This is a genomic window from Streptomyces sp. FH025 (assembly GCF_017427025.1).
In the GTDB taxonomy this organism is placed as follows: Bacteria; Actinomycetota; Actinomycetes; order Streptomycetales; family Streptomycetaceae; genus Kitasatospora.
On sequence record NZ_JAFLNG010000969.1, the window covers coordinates 1 to 2,233 of the forward strand.

Below are 2,233 nucleotides of genomic sequence, written 5' to 3' on the forward strand. Positions count from 1 at the left end.
CGGTTCGGCTGAACTCAGCTACCGTCAACCAGGGTTGACATTCCCTCCAGTGTCAACCAGAGTTGACGACATGAGCGAGAGCGGAGAGCTCGCGGCCGCCGCGAGCAGTCGTGACCCCGCCGTGGGGCTCCGGGCGGTCCGCGCCCTGCGCGACCTGGCGGACCGTCTGGAGGGCCTCCAGGTGGGTAACGCCCGGTCCCAGGGCTGGTCCTGGCAGGACATCGCGGTCTGCCTCGGGGTGACCAGGCAGGCGGTGCACAAGAAGTACGCGAAGCGCGGTACCCGAGGCGACCAGGACGGAGGCTGAGCGATGTTCGAGCGTTTCACCGACGCGGCACGGCAGGTGGTGGTCACCGCGCAGCAGGAGGCGAGGGAGCTCCGGCACGACCACATCGGAACGGAGCACCTGCTGCTGGCGGGGGAGGGCCTCGGGGCGAAGGTGATCGCCGATCACGGGCTCGATGTGGTGGCCGTGCGGCGGGCGGTGGAGGCGACTCTCGCCTGAACCGGGGTGCCCGGTGGGGGTGGGCGAGGTCGCCGCGCGGTGTACTCGGCGTGAATGAAGGAGATTGGCCGTCAACTAGCGGGTTGAGGCCAATGTCTGAATCGATATGATCGGCCGAAAGCGTGAACCGATCAGCCGCCCGGAGACGTTTCGCGACGTCGCCGGGCGGTCTCGTATACGCCCGACTGACGGTTCGGCGGTGGCGACCGCCGTCGACCCGCCGCCCGCGCCGCCGCCCGCCGACGTTGCCGAGGACCGCACCGATGAGAGAAGCCACCAGCCCCGACGGTCCGCCGCGCCGCCCCGCGCCGCGCACCGTCGCCCTCACGGCGGCCGCCGTCCTGCTGGCGCTGGTCGCCGCACCGGTCGGCGTCACCCGGGCCCTGGGCGCGCACCAGCCGCTCACCGCCGTCGCGGTGATCGCCGTCACGGTGCTCTGGCTGATCGCGGTCGGCCTGGCCGCGATCGACACCGAGCGCTCCCGTCGGCTGGCCGAGGAGCTGGCCGCGCAGCACGAGGAGACCCGGGCCGCCCTGGTCGCCGCCGGCACCGCCCGGCAGGCCGAGACCGCCGCCCGGGAGCGCGCCGGCGCCGCGCTCGTCGAGCGGGACGCCGCCCGCGCCGAGCAGGCCCGGGCCGAGGCGGACGTCACCGCCGCGCACGCCGAGCTGGCCCGGCTGCGGGAGCAGCTGGCCACCGCGCGGGCCGAGGCCGAGGCCGAGCGGGAGCGGGCCGCCGCCGAGCGGGCCGAGCTGGAGCGCATCCCGGAGAGTGTGCTGCCCGAGGTGGTGAAGAAGCTGCGCGGGGGCGCTGCCGTGGACAGTGCGCTGTCCGCCCACCGCAAGCACCCCCAGTACGCGCTGCTGCGCGCCGTCGGCGAGGAGATCGGCCGGGGCGAGCGGCTGCGGGCCGCCGCTCTCGCGGTCTGCGCCACCGCCGCCGGCCGGGTGCAGGCGCTGGCCACGAGCATGCACGCCGAGCTGCGCGAGATGCAGCACCGTCACGACGAGGAGGTCCTCGGCGACCTGCTGCGGCTGGACCACTCGACCGCCCAGGCGGGCCGGATGGCGGACGGCATCGCGGTGCTCACCGGCGCCCGCTCGGGCCGTCGCTGGGCCAAGCCGATCGCGGTGGAGTCGGTGCTGCGCGGCGCGCTCGGCCGGATCGGCGCCTACCAGCGGGTGCGGCTGCACAACGCCAGCTCCGCCGCGGTGGTCGGCTTCGCGGCCGAGGGCGTGATGCACGCGCTGGCCGAACTGCTGGACAACGCCACCAACTTCTCCGCCCCGCCGGCCGAGGTGCACGTCTACGTCGAGGAGGTGTCGGCCGGTCTGGCCGTCACCGTCGAGGACAGCGGGTTGGGCCTGAGCGACAGCTGGCTGCGCCGGGCCGAACGGGCCGTCTCCGCCGAGCCGCTCGACCTGACCACGCTCTCCGCCGGTACCCGGCTGGGTCTCGCCGTGGTCGGCGTGCTGGCGCGCAAGTACGGGCTGCAGATCTCCTTCCGCCCGTCGGCGCGCGGTGGCACGGGGGTGGTGATGCTGATCCCGCAGCAGCTGGTCACGCATGTGGCGCCCGCGCCCGCGCCTGCTCCGGCGTCCGTCCCGGCCCAGGCGCCCGTGGCGGAGTCCGTGCGCCCCGCGCTCGCCCCTGCGCGCCCGGCGCCCGCATCGCTGCCGCCCGTGCCCTCCGCGCCCTCCGTGCCCTCTGCGCCCTCCACGCTCACCG

Annotated in this window: 3 protein-coding genes; all 3 read left to right on the plus strand. The window is 75.2% G+C overall.

All coding sequences use genetic code 11. The features are described from left to right. Positions 1–70 precede the first annotated feature (70 nt). Entirely contained in the window at positions 71–307 is a 237-nt protein-coding gene (locus J0670_RS36245) for an RNA polymerase subunit sigma-70 (RefSeq protein ID WP_207816981.1), read from the plus strand. A gap of 3 nt (positions 308–310) precedes the next feature. Next, the gene (locus J0670_RS36250) at positions 311–505 is read left to right on the plus strand and encodes a Clp protease N-terminal domain-containing protein (RefSeq protein ID WP_207816983.1); all 195 of its coding nucleotides are present in this window, start codon (positions 311–313) and stop codon (positions 503–505) included. 263 nt (positions 506–768) lie between these two features. Further along, positions 769–2,233: sensor histidine kinase KdpD (locus tag J0670_RS36255; protein WP_207816985.1), on the plus strand; the 1,465-nt coding region annotated here is incomplete at its 3' end.